General features: G+C 63.7%; 22 protein-coding genes. 13 read left to right on the forward strand and 9 right to left on the reverse strand.

Annotation, left to right across the window (positions count from 1 at the left end):
- The first annotated feature begins 135 nt into the window (after positions 1 to 135).
- Positions 136 to 954, forward strand: coding sequence for a helix-turn-helix domain-containing protein (locus CCOS864_RS03640; protein WP_115085088.1), 819 nt, complete (start codon positions 136 to 138; stop codon positions 952 to 954).
- A 6-nt stretch (positions 955 to 960) separates the two neighbouring features.
- Here CCOS864_RS03640 and CCOS864_RS03645 read toward each other — a convergent pair whose 3' ends face one another.
- Positions 961 to 1800: an alpha/beta hydrolase gene (locus CCOS864_RS03645; protein WP_115085089.1), complete on the reverse strand. Its 840-nt coding sequence runs from the start codon at positions 1798 to 1800 to the stop codon at positions 961 to 963.
- 215 nt (positions 1801 to 2015) lie between these two features.
- Here CCOS864_RS03645 and CCOS864_RS03650 point away from each other — a divergent pair, with 215 nt between their 5' ends.
- Both CCOS864_RS03650 and CCOS864_RS03655 read left to right on the forward strand, forming a co-directional pair.
- Complete coding sequence (locus tag CCOS864_RS03650) at positions 2016 to 2900, forward strand: sugar nucleotide-binding protein (protein ID WP_045199991.1); 885 nt, start codon at positions 2016 to 2018, stop codon at positions 2898 to 2900.
- Positions 2893 to 3822: an NAD-dependent epimerase/dehydratase family protein gene (locus CCOS864_RS03655; protein WP_115085090.1), complete on the forward strand. Its 930-nt coding sequence runs from the start codon at positions 2893 to 2895 to the stop codon at positions 3820 to 3822. Before CCOS864_RS03650 ends, CCOS864_RS03655 begins: the two co-directional genes overlap by 8 nt.
- A 77-nt stretch (positions 3823 to 3899) precedes the next feature.
- On the opposite strand, the gene CCOS864_RS03660 is transcribed toward CCOS864_RS03655, so the two are convergent.
- From CCOS864_RS03660 to CCOS864_RS03680, 5 genes are all read right to left on the reverse strand, one after another.
- The gene (locus CCOS864_RS03660) at positions 3900 to 4583 is read right to left on the reverse strand and encodes an OmpW/AlkL family protein (RefSeq protein WP_115085091.1); all 684 of its coding nucleotides are present in this window, start codon (positions 4581 to 4583) and stop codon (positions 3900 to 3902) included.
- 110 nt (positions 4584 to 4693) lie between these two features.
- A complete protein-coding gene (locus CCOS864_RS03665; protein WP_115085092.1) occupies positions 4694 to 5209 on the reverse strand; it encodes a DUF3299 domain-containing protein in 516 nt (171 codons plus the stop codon).
- 8 nt (positions 5210 to 5217) lie between these two features.
- Positions 5218 to 6483: an ABC transporter permease gene (locus tag CCOS864_RS03670; RefSeq protein WP_115085093.1), complete on the reverse strand. Its 1266-nt coding sequence runs from the start codon at positions 6481 to 6483 to the stop codon at positions 5218 to 5220.
- Complete coding sequence (locus CCOS864_RS03675; RefSeq protein ID WP_115085094.1) at positions 6483 to 7202, reverse strand: ABC transporter ATP-binding protein; 720 nt, start codon at positions 7200 to 7202, stop codon at positions 6483 to 6485. The genes CCOS864_RS03670 and CCOS864_RS03675 overlap by 1 nt, the downstream gene beginning before the upstream one ends.
- A gap of 46 nt (positions 7203 to 7248) precedes the next feature.
- On the reverse strand, positions 7249 to 7824 hold the full coding sequence (locus CCOS864_RS03680; RefSeq protein ID WP_115085095.1) for a DUF2796 domain-containing protein: 576 nt from the start codon (positions 7822 to 7824) through the stop codon (positions 7249 to 7251).
- 132 nt (positions 7825 to 7956) lie between these two features.
- Here CCOS864_RS03680 and CCOS864_RS03685 point away from each other — a divergent pair, with 132 nt between their 5' ends.
- Positions 7957 to 8301, forward strand: a complete 345-nt coding sequence (locus CCOS864_RS03685) for a hypothetical protein (RefSeq protein WP_115085096.1) — start codon at positions 7957 to 7959, stop codon at positions 8299 to 8301.
- A gap of 66 nt (positions 8302 to 8367) precedes the next feature.
- Here the strand turns inward: CCOS864_RS03685 and trxA are convergent, their stop codons facing one another.
- From trxA to CCOS864_RS03700, 3 genes are read right to left on the reverse strand one after another with little or no spacing between them, the layout of a single operon-like run.
- Positions 8368 to 9240 carry a thioredoxin gene (gene trxA, locus CCOS864_RS03690; RefSeq protein WP_115085097.1) on the reverse strand — a complete coding sequence of 291 codons (873 nt, stop codon included), beginning with the start codon at positions 9238 to 9240 and terminating at the stop codon, positions 8368 to 8370.
- Positions 9241 to 9271: 31 nt separating this feature from the next.
- A complete protein-coding gene (locus CCOS864_RS03695; protein WP_115085098.1) occupies positions 9272 to 9931 on the reverse strand; it encodes a class I SAM-dependent methyltransferase in 660 nt (219 codons plus the stop codon).
- Positions 9931 to 10377: a hypothetical protein gene (locus tag CCOS864_RS03700; protein WP_115085099.1), complete on the reverse strand. Its 447-nt coding sequence runs from the start codon at positions 10375 to 10377 to the stop codon at positions 9931 to 9933. The genes CCOS864_RS03695 and CCOS864_RS03700 overlap by 1 nt, the downstream gene beginning before the upstream one ends.
- A gap of 108 nt (positions 10378 to 10485) precedes the next feature.
- Between CCOS864_RS03700 and nrdR the strand changes: the two genes are divergently transcribed.
- The 9 genes from nrdR (at position 10486) to CCOS864_RS03745 (ending at position 17219) form a co-directional block, all read left to right on the forward strand.
- Positions 10486 to 10950: a transcriptional regulator NrdR gene (gene nrdR / locus CCOS864_RS03705; RefSeq protein ID WP_010222838.1), complete on the forward strand. Its 465-nt coding sequence runs from the start codon at positions 10486 to 10488 to the stop codon at positions 10948 to 10950.
- Positions 10951 to 10952: 2 nt separating this feature from the next.
- A complete protein-coding gene (gene ribD / locus CCOS864_RS03710) occupies positions 10953 to 12083 on the forward strand; it encodes a bifunctional diaminohydroxyphosphoribosylaminopyrimidine deaminase/5-amino-6-(5-phosphoribosylamino)uracil reductase RibD (RefSeq protein WP_115085101.1) in 1131 nt (376 codons plus the stop codon).
- A gap of 45 nt (positions 12084 to 12128) precedes the next feature.
- Positions 12129 to 12794, forward strand: coding sequence for a riboflavin synthase (locus CCOS864_RS03715; RefSeq protein WP_010222840.1), 666 nt, complete (start codon positions 12129 to 12131; stop codon positions 12792 to 12794).
- Between the two features lie 18 nt (positions 12795 to 12812).
- Positions 12813 to 13907, forward strand: a complete 1095-nt coding sequence (gene ribBA, locus CCOS864_RS03720) for a bifunctional 3,4-dihydroxy-2-butanone-4-phosphate synthase/GTP cyclohydrolase II (RefSeq protein ID WP_115085102.1) — start codon at positions 12813 to 12815, stop codon at positions 13905 to 13907.
- An 89-nt stretch (positions 13908 to 13996) separates the two neighbouring features.
- Positions 13997 to 14473, forward strand: a complete 477-nt coding sequence (gene ribH / locus CCOS864_RS03725; protein ID WP_010222842.1) for a 6,7-dimethyl-8-ribityllumazine synthase — start codon at positions 13997 to 13999, stop codon at positions 14471 to 14473.
- Complete coding sequence (gene nusB / locus CCOS864_RS03730; protein WP_115085103.1) at positions 14470 to 14970, forward strand: transcription antitermination factor NusB; 501 nt, start codon at positions 14470 to 14472, stop codon at positions 14968 to 14970. Before ribH ends, nusB begins: the two co-directional genes overlap by 4 nt.
- A gap of 18 nt (positions 14971 to 14988) precedes the next feature.
- Positions 14989 to 15954: a thiamine-phosphate kinase gene (thiL, locus tag CCOS864_RS03735; RefSeq protein ID WP_115085104.1), complete on the forward strand. Its 966-nt coding sequence runs from the start codon at positions 14989 to 14991 to the stop codon at positions 15952 to 15954.
- Positions 15951 to 16454 (forward strand): phosphatidylglycerophosphatase A family protein, encoded by a 504-nt coding sequence (locus tag CCOS864_RS03740; RefSeq protein WP_115085105.1) that lies wholly within the window; start codon positions 15951 to 15953, stop codon positions 16452 to 16454. The genes thiL and CCOS864_RS03740 overlap by 4 nt, the downstream gene beginning before the upstream one ends.
- Positions 16455 to 16466: 12 nt before the next feature.
- On the forward strand, positions 16467 to 17219 hold the full coding sequence (locus CCOS864_RS03745) for a substrate-binding periplasmic protein (protein WP_115085106.1): 753 nt from the start codon (positions 16467 to 16469) through the stop codon (positions 17217 to 17219).
- Positions 17220 to 17292 lie beyond the last annotated feature (73 nt).

The raw sequence follows: 17292 nt of genomic DNA on the forward strand, positions 1-17292 counted from the left end.
GCCGGCGTCGATACGCCGTATCCATGGGGGCGCATGGTTGGTCATGACAAGGTTGGTTACAATTTCGCGGGTTGCTCTCAGTTGATGCGACTTGATGCTAAACTGGCGCCTGTCGCATCACCTGGAACGGCTCACATGAGCGAATATCTCGGCACCAATCTCAAGCTTGCCTGCAGCCACTACCGCTCTATCTCGGAAGTTTGCCGGCAGCTGTCGATCAACCGCGCGCAGTTCAACAAGTACCTGAGCGGGCAGAGCCAGCCGACGGCATACAACCTCAAGCGCATCGGCGATTTCTTTGGTGTCGAGGATTACGAGCTGGGTTTGCCGCCGGAGCAGTTCGCCCGCCTGATCGGTGCCCGCAGTGCCGCCAACCCCGCAGTGAGCCAGGACGACCCGCTGGCCGAACTGCTGCGGCCGTTGCGTGAACAGGCCGGCAACCTGTCGCGCTACTGCGGTTATTACTTCGAATACTCCAACTGCATGTCGGTACCGGGCTCGATCCTGCTGTCGCTGGTGCACCTGCGCGAAGAGCGCGGCAGTTTTTTGTTCGAGCGTCAGGAGCGTCAGGAGCGCTCCAGCAGCACGGACGTTCAGGCCGAAGACTGGGTGCGTTGCCGCTACCTGGGCGCGGCGTTCCAGTTGCAGGACCGCTTGTTTTTGCTCGACTACGAATCGCTGACCGTCAACGAGATGAGCCAGACCATCCTGATACCCAGCTTCAAGAGCCGCATTACCCGCCTCAACGGCCTCAAGACCGGGGTTTCCAGCGGCGACCGGCGCACCCCGGCCTGCACCCGGGTGGTGTGGGAATACCTGGGCACCGAGATCAACCGCATCAGCGCCTACCGCCAGGTCAAGCTGTACCGCCCGGACGATCCGCGGATCGACGACGACGTACGCGAACGCCTCAGCGCCGGGCCGATCCGTAACGGCCTGTTCGAGATCGAATAACCGCGCTCAGCCGAGAATGAACTCGGCCACCACCTGCGCCACCTGATCGGCCACGGCCGGCTTGTCGCGCAGGTGCGCGGCGATGCCGTGATCGCAATCGGTCAGTAGCAGGCATTCCAGGTGCGGCGCCGGCACTGCGCGCAGCAGGGCCTGGGTGACTTCTTCGGGGATCGGGCTGTAACGCTGGGCACCGGCCAGCCACAAGGTGCCGGCCGAGGTGCCTTCGCCTTGCCCATAAGCCCTGGAGTTGAGCCCGTCGAACTCGCCGATCACCAGCAGCACCCGGCCTTGGAACTTGCGCAGGAATTCGTAGCTGTCGCAGTCGAGAAACCCGTAGGGCTGGCGGATCGCCTCGGTGAAGGCCGGGCCGAAGGGCGCCTGGTGGGCGGCATCCGGGTAAACCGCCGGGCAGATCAGCACCAGCTTGTCGATGGCCGGTGTTTGCGCGGCCAGTTTCAGCGCGATGGCGCCGCCGAGGCTGTGGCCGAGCAGGGTCTGGCAGCGCTCGGCGATATGCCGGTGAAAGCGCTGCGCCTCCTCCAGGTTGGTGGTCAGCGACGGTTGTGGTGCGCCGGGCTCGGCCGCCAGGCTATGGCCTGAGAGGTTGCCGGTCAGCGAGCCGATACCCTGCTGTTGCAGGCGATACAACAGCGGGTTGAGGCGGGTGAAGTCAGAGCGCGCACCACCGATCACGAACAGCGGCGCGGCGCGCTCCTGATCGGGTATCAGCAGCCGCGCCTGTTGCTGGAAGCCGTCGAAGGTTTCGCTGATGAAGCGTTCGGTGCCGGGGGTGGGTTCGTCGTATTGCCAGGTGGAACGTTGGGTCGAGGTTGCTTCCAGATGCATGGACACCGTCTCCAGGAACTGATGATGCCGCCACGTGCCGAGCGGGTTGCCTGTGCCAGATTACTCCGGATCTAGTATAGGTAGATTACGCAGGGGCAAAAACTCGCCCTCGACGCAACGCCGGGCGGGACGGGTGCCCCTGTGTTGGACTTCCCCTGCCGGAAACCGCAAAATGAAGGCTTTCTTCCAATAAACTGATCGGACCTGCTGACTCTATGCGAATGCGCCTGATGCTGTTGGGTGGTGGAAGTGCCCTCGGGCAAGCGCTGATTCGTCTCGGGGCCGAGGAAGATATCGGCTTTCTGGCGCCGCGCCCGCCGGACAGCGGCTGGGATCCAGCGAGCCTGACCCAACTGCTCGACGACACCCGCCCCGATGCGCTGATCAACCTGGCCTACTATTTCGACTGGTTCCAGGCCGAAGCAGTCAGCGAGCAGCGCCTGGCCCAGCAGGAACGCGCAGTCGAGCGCCTGGCCGAGCTGTGTCAGCACCACAACATCATTCTCGTCCAGCCGTCCAGCTACCGGGTCTTCGATGGCTCGCGGGCCACGGCCTACAGTGAAAAGGATGAGCCAGTGCCGCTGGGCCTGCGTGGCCAGGCCTTGTGGCGCATCGAGCAGAGCGTACGCGCCACCTGCCCGCAACATGTACTGCTGCGCTTTGGCTGGGTGCTCGACGAGAGCATCGACGGTGTGCTCGGGCGCTTCCTGACCCGCGCCGAGCAACCCCAGGAGCTGCTGTTGGCCGATGACCGGCGTGGCAACCCGACTCCGGTGGACGACGCCGCGCGGGTGATCCTTTCGGTACTCAAGCAGCTCGATTGCGCCGCGCCGCTGTGGGGCACCTATCACTACGCCGGCAACGAGGCGACCACGCCGCTGGCGCTGGGGCAGGCTATCCTCACAGAAGCGGCCCAGTTGCATAAGCTGGCGGTACAGGCACCGACCGCGCAGGCCCACGCCGCGCGCCCGGACGCCAGCGAAGAACCGCAGCATGCGGTACTGGCCTGCAAGAAAATTCTCCACACCTTTGGTATCAAACCCCGCGCCTGGCGCGCCGGTTTGCCGCCCTTACTGGATCGCTTCTATCGTCATGGCTGATGCCCCTATTCTGATCACCGGTGGCGCTGGCTTCATCGGTTCCCACCTGAGCGATGCGCTGCTGGCCAAAGGTTATGCCGTGCGTATCCTCGATGACCTGTCGACCGGCAAACCAGGCAACCTCCAAGTAGATAACCCGCGTCTGGAACTGGTCGAAGGCGACGTCGCCGACGCCGAGCTGGTCAAACGCGTGGCTGCCGGTTGCCAGGCAGTGGTGCACCTGGCCGCCGTGGCCTCGGTGCAGGCCTCGGTGGATGACCCGGTGAAAACCCACCAGAGCAACTTCATCGGCACCCTGAATGTCTGCGAGGCCATGCGCCTGAACGGCATCAAGCGCGTGTTGTTTGCCTCCAGCGCTGCGGTTTATGGCAACAACGGCGAAGGCCAGTCGATCGAGGAAGATACGCCCAAGGCACCGTTGACGCCTTACGCGGTAGACAAGCTGGCCAGCGAGCAATACCTGGACTTCTACCGCCGTCAGCATGGCCTGGAACCGGTAGTGTTTCGCTTCTTCAACATCTTCGGCCCGCGCCAGGATCCGTCCTCGCCGTATTCCGGGGTCATCAGCATTTTCTGCGAGCGCGCCCTGAACGGGACGCCGATCACCCTGTTTGGCGATGGCGAGCAGACTCGCGACTTTCTCTATGTCGGCGATCTGGTGACGGTGATGGTCCAGGCACTGGAGATGGCGGAAGTCGAAGAGGGCGCGGTGAATATCGGCCTGAATCAGGCCACTTCGCTGAACCAGTTGCTGGCCGCGCTGAAATCGGTGGTTGGCGATTTGCCGGCGATCAGTCATGGGCCAGCGCGCTCGGGTGATATCCGCCATTCGCGGGCGAACAATCAGCGTTTGCTGAGCCGTTTTGACTTCCCTGAGCCGACGCCACTGGCCGATGGGCTGGCGCGTCTTTTAGGGCGCTGAAATGCATCGCGGGGCAAGCCCGCTCCTACAAGTGCTGTAGGAGCGGGCTTGCCCCGCGATTTGTGTTTAAACGACGCTTAGAACTTGTAGCCTACACCCACCATGTAGACCCATGGATCGACATCCACGTCGACCTTGGTCTTGCCGACGCCCAGGGCGCTCGGGCCGTCGATGGTGGCCTTGGTGTCGATGTCGACGTACCAGACCGCGGCGTTGACCAGGAAGTTGTCGTTGATCATGTAGTCCATGCCCAACTGACCGGCCAGGCCGACCGAATCTTTCAACTTCATGTTGCTGAAGCCTTGAGCTTTGCGGTTGCTGCTCAGGTCTTCGTCAAAGAACATGGTGTAGTTCAGGCCGATACCAGCGTAAGGCTGGAACTTCGACGAAGCTTCCATCGGGTAGTACTGCAGCGACAGGGTCGGTGGCAGTTGCTTGATGTCGCCCAGCTTGCCATCCAGGCCCGCGCCCAGACCCTTGACGCCAACGGTGTGCTGGAACGGGGTGGCGGCCAGCAGCTCGAGGCCGATGTGGTCGGTCAGCATGTAGGCGAAAGCCAGACCCAGTTGGGTGTCGCTGTCCAGGGTTGCCTTGGTGCCGGACATCTTGGTGCCGTCGAGCTTGATGTCGCCGCTGTTCTCGTTGGGAGCGGTAGTGATCGCACCGGCACGCAGGATGAAGTCGCCAGCCTGGTGGGCGTGGGCAACAGGGGCTGCAAGCGCCAGAGCAACGAGCGAGGCGCCAAGCAAGGACTTGTTCATGGAAGCTCCCAAAGGACGTTTAGAATTTAATGAGTCCAATGGTAAGGAGCTGACGGACGGCGACTTTTGACTCAGCTCAATGAAATCGTCAAAGCCCTGCAGGCGGCCATTTATTCTAGCTCGTATGCGTAGATTTTCTCGGCTTCCATCTGATATCCGGCATCGGCCAGTTCACTGCTGGTGGCTTTGACCTGCATCTGGCCTTCGATCCAGTAAGGCTGGTAGAGGTCTTCGACCTTCACGCCAATCTCGCTGAAGATGTGAACGATCTGGTTCGACGGCGGTGGCGGCACATGAATGCAGGCGCCGTAGTAAGGCACCAGCAGGAACTCGGTGGTGCGGCCTTCCTCGCTGACTTCCAGTGGCACGATATAGCCGGGCAGTTTCACCTGCTGGCCATCCAGGGCCTTGACCACCGGGGCATTGGGTGCGGTTTGCCGCGCTGCTGGCGCCGCTTCCGCGGCCAGGGCATCACTCAATTGCGAGAGGTCGTGCAGCGGCGCCAGCTGCGGCTGGATCACCGGCGCCCCGGCCGGGATCAGTTGCTGCCATTCCAGGGTGCGGGGTTCGGCCGCCCACAAAGGCGAGGCGATCAACAGCAGTAACAGCAGCAGGGCGCGGGTCATCGAGGTGCTCACAGGTGAATGGACAGGCCGTCGGCCAGCGACTGGCGATAGGCGCGCCAAGCCGGCACGCTGCCCATCAGCAGGGCAGCGCCAAGAATGATGCCCAGCAAGGTCCACTCATGGGCGCTGGGCCAGGCCAGCGGCAGCAACAGGCCGTAGTTGGCTTGCACGTAGCCCTGAGCCAGGGCGATGCCGCCGTATAACAAGGCCAGCCCGGCGCCGATACCGGCTACCGCCAAGGCCAGGGCTTCGAGCACCAGCAGCCCGGCAATGTGCCAGGGGCGCGCGCCTACCGAGCGCAGGATGGCCATTTCCCGGCGCCGTTCATTGAGGCTGGTGAGGATCGCGGTGAGCATGCCGATCAGGCCGGTCAGTACCACAAACAACGAGACCACGAACAGTGCCTGCTCAGCCGTGCCCATCAGGCTCCAGAGCTCTTGCAGGGCTACACCGGGGAGGATCGCCAGCAGCGGTTCGCCGCGGTACTCGTTGATTTCCCGTTGCAGGCTGAAGGTTGCCACCTTGTTGTTCAGGCCGAGCATGAACGCGGTGATGGCTACGGGCTCGAGGTCCATGTTGCGCGCCTGCTCGGCGCTGATGCGCCCAGCGCCGCGGGCCGGCATGCCGTTGTGCCAGTCGATGTGGATGGCTTCCATCCCGCCCAGGCTGATGTGCAAAGTACGGTCGACGGGAGTGCCGGTGCGTTGCAGCACGCCGACCACGGTGAAGGGTTTGTCATCGTGCTTGACCAGGCTGATGGCTGCCACGCCATGGGCCAGCACCAGTTTGTCGCCAAGCTTGTAGTGCAGGGCGTCGGCCACTTCGGCGCCAAGCACCACCTCGAACGGATCACTGGCAAAGGCCCGTCCCTCGGCCAGTTGCAGGTGCTGCTTGCGGCCGTACTGGTAGTGCTCGAAATAGCGTGCGTCGGTGCCCATTACCCGGTAGCCGCGATGCGAATCGCCCAGGGAAATGGGGATGGCCCATTTCACCCGTTTGTCGCTGGCGTAGTGTTCGAAGCTCTCCCAACGAATGTTGTTGGTGGCGTTGCCGATGCGAAATACCGAGTACAGCAGCAGGTTCACCGAGCCTGAGCGGGCGCCGACGATCAGGTCGGTGCCGCTGATGGTGCTGGCGAAGCTGGCGCGGGCTTCGGTGCGCACCCGCTCGACCGCCAGCAGCAGGCACACCGAGAGTGCAATGGCGAAGGCGGTCAAAAAAGCAGTAAAGCGGCGGTTGGCCAGGCTGGCCAAGGCAAGGCGGAGCAGGTACATCAGGCCTCCAGGTCATTGGCCGGCTGGGCCGCACGGTTGAGTTCGGCAAGGGACAGCTGACGGTCGAACAACGGCGCCAGGCTCTGGTCGTGGCTGACAAACAGCAGGCTGGAACCGGCGGCACGGCACTCGGCGAACAACAGGCGAATGAAGGCTTCACGGGTGTCGGCATCGAGGGCGGACGTTGGCTCGTCGGCGATCACCAGTTCCGGCTGGCCGATCAAGGCCCGGGCGGCCGCGACACGCTGCTGCTGGCCGATCGACAGGCTGTCGGCGCGGCGGGCGAGCAGCGCCGGGTCTTTCAAACCCAGGTGAGCAAGCAGGCTGGCGGCGGCCTGGTCGATGCTGCCGTGGCGCTCGGCGGCGCGTTGCGCGCGGCTGCGCGAGAAGCGGCAGGGCAGTTCGACGTTCTCCCGTACCGAGAGGAACGGCAGCAGGTTGAACTGCTGGAAGATGTAACCGGTGTGGTCGACCCGAAAGCGGTCGCGGGCGGCCAGCTTCAGTTCGCTCAAGTCCTGGCCGAGCAGGCGGATGCTGCCGCGATCGGGTTTTTGCACGCCGCCGAGCAGGCCGAGCAGGGTGGTCTTGCCGCTGCCGCTGGGGCCTTTGAGAAACAGCGATTCGCCGGCTTCCAGGCGCAGGGCGGGAATATCCAGCAGGGGGGCTTGGCCCGGCCAGGCAAAGCCCAGGTCGGTCAGTTCAATCAGTGCCTGGCTCATAAATGAACGCCCGGGTTACCCCGGGCGTTTCGCTGCAAAAGGGCTATCAGAAGTTGATCGTGGCCTTGGCCGGGGTCGCTTCGACACCTTGTTGGCCGTTGGGTCCGATCAGTTGTAGCGCAATTTTCTGGGTGGCGGGGAAGGCCTTGAACAATGGGCTCAGGTCGAGGCTCTTGAGCTCGCCGGGCTTGTCACAGGCCAGCCGGTAATGGGCATGGATTTCACTGTGTGCGTGGCCTTCGTGCTCGTCGCCATCGTCATCGACTGCCGGCTTGTCGCCGAACAGCGGGCTTTCCAGCTCCTGATCACTCTCGCTGCAGTTGGCCGCTTTAGCCAGGCCGAACAGGGCCAATGGTTTTTCCAATTGTGTGCGTACGGCAGCGACCTTGGCCTTGTCGGCGGCGCTGGTGGCCGGGTGTTCGAAGCCGACCAGGTTCATCGCCGGGCTGTCCAGTTCCAGCTCCAGGGTCTTGTCGTCCAGCACTACATTGAGGCGGGCAACGCCGTGCTCATGGGCGGCGAGGCTGCCATGAGCGTGGTCATGATCGTGGTCGTCGTCGTGGGCATGAGCGACGGCCAGGGGCAACAAGGCAAACGGCAAGGCAAGCAACAGACGACGCATGGGCGGACTCCGCAGAGGCACTGGATGGATTTGGTAATGTTATAACAACTTGTTCGGGCCGCGCCAGTGTGCTTGGCGATGAGGCGTTGGCGTGGGAGCATGGGCCCATTGATTGCGCACAAGGACAAACCCATGCGAATTCGCGGACACATCGGCGACTGGCCGGTAGACCTGACCCTGGAACTGGACCCGGCGGAATGGGCGCAACTGGGCGGTCAGCTGGTTGCTGTGGCGCCAGCGCCGGCGGTGGCTGCCGCTCCCGTGGCAGCGGTGCGGCCGGATGATGCGCTATGGCAGGCCGCGCGCGAGGTGCTGCGCAAGGCCGGGCAGCTCAACGGGCCGGAGTTGCTCGAGCATCTGGAAGGGCTGGCGGGGAGTATGGCGGCCGGCAAGCGCTTGTTGGTTCGCTTGCGCCATAGTGCCGAGGTGAAGGTGGAAAGCGGGGCGGATGCGCCGGTTTATCACTGGGTGGGGTGATGAGGGTATCGCGGGGCAAGCCCGCTCCTACAAGATCAGCAGGAGCGGGTTTGCCCCGCGATCAATTCAATACAAGGCAGCAAACAACTTGCGACGATAGGTGCCGACCAGCGGATGGTCATTCCCCAGCAGGTCAAATACCTGCAGCAAGGTCTTGTGCGCCACCCCGCCATCGTAGCCGCGATTGCGCTTGAACAGCTTCAGCAAGCCTTCCAGCGCCGCCTCGTACTGCTGGCGCGACAGTTGCTGTATGCACAGCTGATACGCCGCTTCATCATCTTCGCCATTCTGCGCCAGGCGCGCTTTCAGGTCGGCGACTTCCGGCAGGCTGGCGGCCAGGCCCAGGAAGGTCAGTTGCGCCTTGGCGCCGGCGAGGGCGGCCTTGTGCTCATCGCTCTTGACCGCGTCGAGCACGGTCTGGGCTTCACCCAGCTCGCCCCGCTCAGCCAGGCAACGGGCATAGAGGATCAGCGCACCGGCATTGCTGTTGTCTTCCGTGAGCAGTGCCTTGAGGGTGCTCTCGGCTTCGCTGAAGCGCCCTTCGGCGAACAGTGCCTGGGCCAGTTCCAGCGGGTCGGCGGCAGCGGGTGGCGGCAGTTTTACGTGGGGTTCGAGCAGGGTGCGAATCGCCGACTCCGGCTGGGCACCGGCAAAGCCGTCCACGGGCTGACCATCCTTGAACAGCACCACGGTCGGCAGGCTGCGGATGCCGAAGCGGGCAACGATGTCCTGCTCGATATCGCAGTTGACCTTGGCCAACAGCAGTTCGCCCTGGTAACTCTCGGTGATCTGCGCCAGCAGCGGCATCAGCGCCTTGCACGGCGCGCACCACTCGGCCCAGAAATCGACCAGCACCGGTTTGTGGAAAGAGTTCTGGATCACCGACTGATCGAAGTCGGTGGCCGTGGCGTCGAATATGTACGGGGTAGCAGGGTTCATCGCGACTCTCGAAAATCCGTGAATGGCATCACTATAAAGGCTGGCGGCTGGCGTGGTACAGGCTGACCCGGCGGAATTCGTGGGGCTCGGCCAGGTCCGGCAAGGTCAGGGCATCCAGCACACCCAGGGACCGGTACAGCGGATGGCTGAAATCCCGTACCCGTGAATCGGCCACCAGGGCCTGCTGGCCTCGGCTGAGGAATTCATCCAGCAGCGGCAGGTTGGCGCGGTCGTAGAGCACATCGGCGACCAGGATCAAGTCGAAACGGTCGGCCTCCTGGAAGAAATCGCTGGAATAGCTCAGTTCCACCTCGTTGAGTTCGGCGTTGGCCCGGCAGGCGTGCAGCGCCAGTGGATCAAGATCGCAGGCGACGACTTCAAGCGCCCCGGCCTTGGCCGCGGCAATACCGGCAATGCCGGACCCTGCGCCAAAATCGAGCACGCGCTTGCCTTCGACCCAGTGCCGGTGCTCGTCCAGATACCGTGCCATGGCCAGGCCGCTGGCCCAGCAGAAGCTCCAGTACGGCGGTTCGTGGAGGATGCGCCGGGTTTCTTCGGAGCTGAAGGCGCGGTCCATGTTCTGCGCATCGATCAGCCACAACCTGAGCGCGCACTCGGGCAGATCGCTGACCACCAGTTGCGCGTCACCCAGCAGTTCGCTCAAGGCCTGTTGCAGCGGAGCGGGCGCCATCATGGCGCCTTTTCGAAGCGCAGCGGGCCGGTAGCCTGGGTTTGTGCCTGGGCGATACGCAGGGGCGGCAGGTGCAGGATCAGTTGCCCGGATTTGCTCGCGCGGCCGCGCAGCTCGACCCGCGCACCGGCCGGAAAGGCTTCGGGGTTGAAGCGCAGGCGAAACGGCAGGTCCAGGCCATTGCCGCTGAACGTGCTGCTGGCCAGCAGGCCTTGCGGACGGCCACGTTCATCGATCACCAGCAAGGCCAGTTCGACTTCGGCACCGACCGGGATGTTGAGCAAAGTGCCGCTCAACTCGCGCTGATAGGCCGGCAGCGGGCCGAGTTCTTTGGCCGGTTTGCTGGCTACAGGGGCTTTCGGGGCCGGCGCAGGCTGGGGTTTATCGCTGCTGCAAGCGGCCAGCAGGGCGGCGAAACTGAGCACGACAAGCGCTCTTGATGGCATGGGGAATTCCTTCGCGGCATATTTCCTCACTGGATGGTAACCCCTTTGGCTTGTCTTGCCAGTGGGATGCGCTACCATGGCCCTCCCTTTTTTTTGTTGCCTGCCACCATGCACTGTCCCTTCTGCGGTGCCAACGACACCAAGGTCATCGACTCGCGACTGGTTGCCGAGGGCGAGCAAGTGCGCCGTCGGCGCGAATGCGTTGCCTGCGGTGAGCGCTTCACCACCTTCGAAACCGCCGAACTGGTTCTGCCCCGGCTGATCAAGCAGGACGGCAGCCGCCAGCCCTTCGACGAAGAAAAACTGCGCGCCGGTATGCAGCGCGCCCTGGAAAAACGTCCGGTCAGCGTCGAGCGCCTGGAAGCGGCGCTGGCGCACATCAAGCACAAGCTGCGGGCCACCGGCGAGCGCGAGATCAAGTCGCTGGTGGTCGGCGAGCTGGTCATGGCCGAGCTGCAGAAGCTCGATGAAGTCGCCTATATCCGCTTTGCCTCCGTGTACCGGCGCTTCCAGGACCTCAACGAGTTCCGTGAAGAAATCGACCGCCTGGCCCGTGTGCCGGCTAAAGAGTGAGCATGTCCAGCGAACGCGCGGTGCTTGATGCGCACTACATGGCCCGGGCCATCGAGTTGGCCCGCAAGGGCTTGTACTCCACCCACCCGAACCCGCGCGTCGGCTGCGTGATCGTCCGTGATGGCCAGGTCGTCGGTGAAGGCTGGCACGTGCGTGCCGGCGAGCCCCATGCCGAAGTACATGCCTTGCGCCAGGCCGGTGAGCTGGCCCGCGGCGCCTGTGCCTACGTCACCCTTGAGCCGTGCAGCCACCACGGGCGCACGCCGCCCTGTGCCGAGGCGCTGGTCAAGGCCGGCGTGGCGCGGGTGGTAGCGGCCATGCAGGACCCTAATCCGCAAGTCGCCGGCCAAGGCCTCAAGCGCCTGGCCGACGCTGGCATAGAAGTCGCCAGCGGTGTGCTTGAAGCTGAAGCCCGCGCCCTGAACCCGGGTTTTCTCAAGCGCATGGAACACGGCCTGCCGTTCGTGCGGGCCAAGCTGGCGATGAGCCTGGACGGCCGCACGGCCATGGCCAGCGGCGAGAGCCAGTGGATCACCGGCCCGGCGGCGCGCTCGGCGGTGCAGCGTTTGCGTGCACGATCCAGCGTGGTGCTGACCAGCGCCGAAAGCGTGCTGGCCGATAACGCGCGGATGACCGTGCGCGGCGAAGAACTTGGCCTGGACCCTGAAACCACCGCGCTGGCCCTGGCCCGTCCACCTTTGCGGGTGTTGATCGACGGCCGTTTGCGTTTGCCGCTCGATGCAGCGTTCTTTCAAGCGGGGCCGGCCCTGGTGGTAACCGCCGCTGAAGTCGACCCGCGTTATGTTGAAGCCGGGCATGAGCTGTTACACCTGCCGGGCAGCGATGGCCGCGTCGATTTGCCCGCACTGATGCTCGAGCTGGCGGCCCGTGGCATCAACGAAGTGCTGGTCGAAGCCGGCGCCGGCTTGGTCGGTGCCTTTGCCCGGCAGGGCCTGATCGATGAGTATCAGATTTTTGTCGCCGGGCGCATTCTCGGCTCCAATGCCCGGCCATTGCTCGACTGGCCACTGGAAAAAATGAGCCAGGCGCCCCATTTGCAGATCACCGAAATGCGCGCAATAGGCGATGACTGGCGAGTCACTGCGGTACCGAAGCCGGCGCCCGGCGTATAATTTGCGGCTAGCGCCACGCGCAGCCCTGTTCTCGAGGAGGACTCCATGTTCACCGGCATCATCGAATCGATTGGCAGCATCCGTTCCCTGACCCCCAAAGGCGGTGATGTGCGGGTGTATGTCGAAACCGGCAAGCTCGACCTGGGCGACGTCAAACTGGGCGACAGCATCGCCGTCAACGGCGTGTGCCTGACTGCGGTCGAACTGCCTGGCGATGGCTTCTGGGCCGACGTCAGCCGCGAAACCCTCGACTGCACCGCCTTCAACGAGCTCAAAAGCGGCAGCCGGGTCAACCTGGAAAAGGCCCTGACACCGACCACCCGCCTGGGCGGTCACCTGGTCAGCGGCCACGTCGACGGCGTCGGCGAAGTGGTCTCGCGCAGCGATAACGCCCGCGCCATCCAGTTCCGCATCCGTGCGCCGAAAGAACTGGCCAAATACATTGCCCACAAGGGCTCGATCACCGTCGACGGCACCAGCCTGACGGTGAACGTCGTCGATGGCGCCGAGTTCGAGCTGACCATCGTCCCGCACACCCTGGCCGAAACCATCATGGCCGACTACCGTCCAGGTCGTCGGGTGAACCTTGAGGTCGACCTGCTGGCACGTTACCTGGAGCGTCTGCTGCTGGGTGACAAGGCCGCCGAGCCGAGCAAAGGCAGCGGCATCACCGAAAGTTTCCTGGCCGCCAACGGCTACCTGAAATCCTGATTTGAAAGGGGGTGCCACGTGGCGCTCAACAGCATCGAAGAACTGGTCGAAGACATCCGCCAGGGCAAAATGGTCATCCTCATGGACGACGAAGACCGCGAGAACGAAGGCGACCTGATCATGGCCGCCGAGTGCTGCAAGGCCGAACACATCAACTTCATGGCCAAGCACGCCCGCGGCCTGATCTGCATGCCGATGTCGCGCGAGCGCTGCGAAACGCTCAAGCTGCCGCTGATGGCGCCACGTAATGGCTCGGGCTTCGGTACCAAGTTCACCGTGTCGATCGAAGCCGCCACCGGGGTCACCACCGGCATCTCCGCCGCCGACCGCGCGCGCACCGTGCAGGCTGCCGCTGCCCGTGATGCCAAGGCCGAAGACATCGTCAGCCCCGGTCACATCTTCCCGTTGATGGCCCAGCCGGGTGGTACCCTGGCCCGTGCCGGCCACACCGAAGCTGCCTGCGACCTGGCGCGCATGGCCGGTTTCGAGCCGAGCGGGGTGATCTGCGAGGTGATGAACGATGACGGCACCATGTCCCGTCGTGCCGAGCTGGAAACCTTCGCCGCCGAACACAACATCAAGATCGGCACCATCGCCGACCTGATCCACTACCGGATGATCCACGAACGTACCGTTCAGCGGGTTTCCGAGCAGCCGCTGGACAGCGAGCTGGGCCATTTCAACCTGGTCACCTACCGTGACTCGGTCGAGGGCGACGTGCACATGGCCCTGACCCTGGGCAACATCTGCGCCGAAGAACCGACCCTGGTACGGGTGCACAACATGGACCCGCTGCGCGACCTGCTGATGGTCAAGCAACCGGGCCGCTGGAGCCTGCGCGCGGCCATGAGCGCCGTTGCAGACGCTGGCAGCGGTGTGGTGCTGCTGCTCGGTCACCCGCTCGATGGCGACGTGCTGCTGGCGCACATTCGCGAAAGCGCCGACGCTGCCCCGCAGGCGAAAACCCCGACCACCTACAGCACCGTCGGTGCCGGTTCGCAGATCCTGCGCGACCTCGGCGTGCGCAAAATGCGCCTGATGAGTTCGCCAATGAAGTTCAATGCGATATCCGGATTCGATCTGGAAGTTGTAGAATACGTGCCCTCCGAATAAAGCAGGCGGTTTGTCGCGCTGCCATTCGTGTCCCAAACCCCCACAGGCCGCCCGTTTGCGGCCTGGCTCTTTAAGATGAGAACTCCGGAATGACCCTGAAGACCATCGAAGGTACCTTCATCGCCCCCAAAGGTCGCTATGCTTTGGTGGTTGGCCGCTTCAACAGCTTCGTTGTCGAAAGCCTGGTGAGCGGTGCCGTTGACGCCCTGGTTCGCCACGGTGTGAACGAAAGCGACATCACCATCATCCGTGCCCCGGGTGCCTTCGAAATCCCGCTGGTAGCACAGAAAGTCGCCCAGCAAAGCGAATATGCCGCGATCATCGCCCTGGGCGCCGTGATCCGTGGCGGTACCCCGCATTTTGAATACGTAGCGGGCGAATGCACCAAGGGCCTGGCCCAGGTGTCCATGGAGTTCGGCGTGCCGGTCTCCTTCGGTGTCCTGACCGTCGACTCGATCGAACAGGCCATTGAGCGTTCCGGCACCAAGGCCGGCAACAAGGGCGCCGAAGCTGCCCTGTCCGCTCTGGAAATGGTCAGCCTGCTGGCGCAGTTGGAGGCCAAGTGATTAGCGACGAAAGCGATCGTTTCAACCCGCGCGATCCAAAACCTGCGGATGCTGGCAAGCCATCGAAAAGCGCCAAGCGTCGCGAAGCCCGTCAGCTCGCGACTCAGGCCCTGTACCAATGGCACATGGCCAAGCAGTCGCTGAACGAGATCGAAGCGCAGTTCCGGGTCGATAACGATTTCACCGATGTCGACGGTGCCTACTTCCGCGAAATCCTTCACGGGGTTCCGGTGAAAAAGGCCGAAATCGACGAAGCACTGAAGCCGTGCCTGGACCTGGCCCTTGAAGAGCTCGATCCAGTTGAACTGGCAGTGCTGCGCCTGTCCACCTGGGAGTTCATGATGCGCGTTGACGTCCCGTACCGCGTCGTGATCAACGAAGGTGTGGAGCTGGCCAAAGTGTTTGGCGCCACCGACGGCCACAAATTCGTCAATGGCGTGCTCGACAAGCTGGCTCCACGCCTGCGTGAAGCCGAAGTCAAGGCGTTCAAGCGCTGATTGCGGCGCTATGTGCCAATGGGTGAGTTCGAGCTGATTCGTCATTACTTCGCCGCCGCGTCCTGTGCGCAAGGTGGTGAAGGCGTGGCGCTGGGCATTGGCGATGATTGCGCCTTGCTCAGCGTGCCACCGGGCGAACAGCTGGCGATCTCCACCGATACGCTGGTGGCCGGGGTGCATTTCCCGGCTGTCTGCGACCCTTTTCTGCTCGGTCAGCGTTCGCTGGCCGTCGCTGCCAGTGACCTGGCGGCCATGGGCGCCACGCCCATCGGCTTTACCCTTGCCCTGACCCTGCCGGAGGTTCGCGCCGACTGGCTGCAAGCCTATGCCTGCGGTTTGAACCAGATGGCCGAAAGTTGCCAGCTGAGCCTGATTGGCGGTGATACCACCCGTGGCCCGCTGAGCCTGACCATGACCGTGTTCGGCCGTGTGCCGGGCGGTCAGGCCCTGACCCGCAGCGGTGCGCGAGCCGGTGATCTGCTCTGTGTCGGTGGCGAGCTGGGCAATGCCGCCGGCGCCTTGCCGCTGGTGCTGGGCGAACGCGTGGCCGATGCTGCCCAGGCCGAGCCCCTGCTTGCCCATTACTGGTCGCCGCAGCCGCAACTGGCGTTGGGCCAGGCGTTGCGCGGCAAGGCTACGGCGGCGCTGGACATTTCCGACGGCCTGCTCGCCGATTGTGGGCATATCGCCAAGGCGTCGGATGTGGCATTGCAGGTCGAGCTTGAGCGGTTACCGTTGTCGGCGGCACTGCAGGCTGTTCTCGGCCACGACGACGCGCAACAGGCGGCACTGGCCGGGGGCGATGATTACGTCCTGGCCTTTACCTTGCCCGAAGCCGAGCTTGCGTCCCTGCTGGCGGCCGGCTGGCCGATCCATGTGGTCGGGCGGGTCGGTGCCGGGAGCGGCGTGCGCCTGCTCGATGGCGGCGGCCAGGACATCACCCCGCAAACCCGGGGCTATCAACATTTTAAGGAGACACCGTGACCGATCACCCCAAACAGGTGCCAGCGGAGTTCGTTCCGCCGTCGGTCTGGCGCAATCCCTGGCATTTTCTGGCTTTCGGCTTCGGCTCCGGGACTTTGCCCAAGGCGCCGGGAACCTGGGGCTCGCTGGTGGCTCTACCTTTTATCCCGTTGTGGCAGATGCTGCCCGACTGGGGCTACTGGCTGATGCTCGGCCTGACCATGCTGTTCGGCTTCTGGCTGTGCGGCAAGGTCGCCGATGACCTGAAAGTCCACGACCATGAGGGGATCGTCTGGGACGAAATGGTCGGTATGTGGATCACCCTGTGGCTGGTGCCAGAAGGCTGGTTGTGGCTGCTGGCGGGCTTCTTGATGTTCCGATTTTTCGACATCCTCAAGCCCTGGCCGATCCGCTGGGTTGACCGTCACGTACATGGCGGGGTCGGGATCATGCTCGACGATGTGCTGGCGGGGGTGTTTGCCTGGCTGGGCATGCAGGTTCTGGTATGGAGCTTTACCTAAGGGAGCGGGGTGATGACGGGATGGCGGCTGTTGCTGTTGTTGCTGGTTCTGGCGGCAAATGTGGTAAAGGCGGCTGATGCGCCCTTGGCGACGCCCGGCCAGGTCCGTCTGGTCAGTGAGGAATGGCTCGATTACACCAACGCCGATGGCAGCGGCCTGGCCTGGGACGTGCTGCGCAAGGTGTTCGAGCCGGCCGGCGTCAGGGTCCGTACCCTGAGTGCGCCGTACAGCCGTGCGGTCGGCCTGGTCAAGCGTGGTGAGGCGGATGCCTGGGTCGGCTCCTATCACGAAGAGAACGCCGACAACCTCTACCCGCGCTGGTACTTCGACATGGACCATATCTATGCCCTGGGCCTGGCCAGCCGTCCTGTGCCCACCCAGCAGACCCTTGGCCAGTATCGCCTGGCCTGGGTGCGCGGTTATGACTACAAGAACTACCTGCCCAACGTCGGCCATTTTCGCGAGATCCAGCGCCGCGAGGGGATTTTGCCGATGCTTGAGCACGATCGCGTCGACTTCTACATCGATGCCCTGACCGAAGTCGACTATGTCCTCGAACAGGCGCCCAAGCCCGAGCTGTTCCGCCGCAGCCATCTGGCCGAACTGCCGCTGTACATCGCCTTTGGCCGCACCGCCGAGGGCAAGGCGTTGCGCGTCCTGTTCGATCAACGCATGGACAAGCTGGTGGCCAGTGGCGAGTTGCGGGCGATCTTCGAGCACTGGCAACAGCCGTATCCGTTCGACGGCGAGGGCAAGAACCGTTAGGCAATATCGAACCTCTCGATCTGTTTGCCCAATAATTCAGCCTAAGCAGCGGCGCTGCGCTGCTGATACAATC

Source organism: Pseudomonas wadenswilerensis (assembly GCF_900497695.1).
In the GTDB taxonomy this organism is placed as follows: domain Bacteria; phylum Pseudomonadota; class Gammaproteobacteria; order Pseudomonadales; family Pseudomonadaceae; genus Aquipseudomonas; species Aquipseudomonas wadenswilerensis.

Coding starts and splice junctions, on each gene's coding strand:
- ribH (WP_010222842.1), top strand. CDS start 13,997: ATGACCCTGAAGACCATCGAAGGTACCTTCATCGCCCCCAAAGGTCGC.
- CCOS864_RS03660 (WP_115085091.1), bottom strand. CDS start 4,583: ATGAACAAGTCCTTGCTTGGCGCCTCGCTCGTTGCTCTGGCGCTTGCA.
- ribD (WP_115085101.1), top strand. CDS start 10,953: ATGTCCAGCGAACGCGCGGTGCTTGATGCGCACTACATGGCCCGGGCC.
- CCOS864_RS03640 (WP_115085088.1), top strand. CDS start 136: ATGAGCGAATATCTCGGCACCAATCTCAAGCTTGCCTGCAGCCACTAC.
- CCOS864_RS03675 (WP_115085094.1), bottom strand. CDS start 7,202: ATGAGCCAGGCACTGATTGAACTGACCGACCTGGGCTTTGCCTGGCCG.
- CCOS864_RS03665 (WP_115085092.1), bottom strand. CDS start 5,209: ATGACCCGCGCCCTGCTGCTGTTACTGCTGTTGATCGCCTCGCCTTTG.
- thiL (WP_115085104.1), top strand. CDS start 14,989: ATGGGTGAGTTCGAGCTGATTCGTCATTACTTCGCCGCCGCGTCCTGT.
- CCOS864_RS03650 (WP_045199991.1), top strand. CDS start 2,016: ATGCGAATGCGCCTGATGCTGTTGGGTGGTGGAAGTGCCCTCGGGCAA.
- trxA (WP_115085097.1), bottom strand. CDS start 9,240: ATGAACCCTGCTACCCCGTACATATTCGACGCCACGGCCACCGACTTC.
- CCOS864_RS03715 (WP_010222840.1), top strand. CDS start 12,129: ATGTTCACCGGCATCATCGAATCGATTGGCAGCATCCGTTCCCTGACC.
- CCOS864_RS03685 (WP_115085096.1), top strand. CDS start 7,957: ATGCGAATTCGCGGACACATCGGCGACTGGCCGGTAGACCTGACCCTG.
- CCOS864_RS03655 (WP_115085090.1), top strand. CDS start 2,893: ATGGCTGATGCCCCTATTCTGATCACCGGTGGCGCTGGCTTCATCGGT.
- CCOS864_RS03745 (WP_115085106.1), top strand. CDS start 16,467: ATGACGGGATGGCGGCTGTTGCTGTTGTTGCTGGTTCTGGCGGCAAAT.
- CCOS864_RS03645 (WP_115085089.1), bottom strand. CDS start 1,800: ATGCATCTGGAAGCAACCTCGACCCAACGTTCCACCTGGCAATACGAC.
- CCOS864_RS03670 (WP_115085093.1), bottom strand. CDS start 6,483: ATGTACCTGCTCCGCCTTGCCTTGGCCAGCCTGGCCAACCGCCGCTTT.
- CCOS864_RS03680 (WP_115085095.1), bottom strand. CDS start 7,824: ATGCGTCGTCTGTTGCTTGCCTTGCCGTTTGCCTTGTTGCCCCTGGCC.
- nrdR (WP_010222838.1), top strand. CDS start 10,486: ATGCACTGTCCCTTCTGCGGTGCCAACGACACCAAGGTCATCGACTCG.
- CCOS864_RS03695 (WP_115085098.1), bottom strand. CDS start 9,931: ATGGCGCCCGCTCCGCTGCAACAGGCCTTGAGCGAACTGCTGGGTGAC.
- CCOS864_RS03700 (WP_115085099.1), bottom strand. CDS start 10,377: ATGCCATCAAGAGCGCTTGTCGTGCTCAGTTTCGCCGCCCTGCTGGCC.